This is a genomic window from Mycobacterium sp. UM_Kg27 (genome assembly GCF_000972905.1).
Classification (GTDB): domain Bacteria; phylum Actinomycetota; class Actinomycetes; order Mycobacteriales; family Mycobacteriaceae; genus Mycobacterium.
On record NZ_JRMM01000314.1, the window covers coordinates 1 to 605 of the forward strand.

The 605-nt window shown below is 76.9% G+C and carries 1 pseudogene; it reads right to left on the reverse strand.

Going from position 1 to position 605, the window contains the following annotated elements:
- Positions 1–605, reverse strand: a pseudogene (locus LI94_RS24145) (PE family protein); the annotation flags it as partial.

Sequence of the window (605 nt, forward strand, 5' to 3'; positions counted from 1 at the left end):
CGTTGCCGCCGACACCGCCGACACCATGCAGACCGGCGACCAGGCCGGTACCGCCGAGGCCACCGTTGCCGCCGGCGCCGCCCGCACCGCCATCGGTTCCCGGAGCCGCACCGGCGAGCACCGCGTCATAACCGGCGCCGCCCTTGCCGCCCGCGCCGCCGTCGCCGCCGAGGCCGGTCGCGGCACGAGTGGTGCCATCGGCCTGCAAGCCGCCCACGCCACCGTTGCCGCCGCGGCCACCGGCCTGACCGGCAGTGCCGTCGACATCGCTGGCGGTGCCGTTGATCCCGTCCGCGCCGTCCTTGCCGTCGCCGCCGTCGCCGCCGGCACCGGCAACGCCGGAGACCGCCCGAGACCCGTCGGCCTCCAGACCGCCGATACCCGCGTCGCCGCCGACGCCGCCGTTGCCGCCGCCCGTGCCCGCAAGCGCGCCGAGATCGGTGGCCGCGTCGTAGCCATGGCCACCGACGCCGCCGTCGCCGCCCTTGCCGGCCGACCCGTGAGTGCCCGACGCGGCGTGGTTGCCACCGCCGGAAGCACCACCCGCGCCCCCGATTCCGGCGTTACCACCGGCGCTGTCTCTTATACACATCTCCGAGCCCACG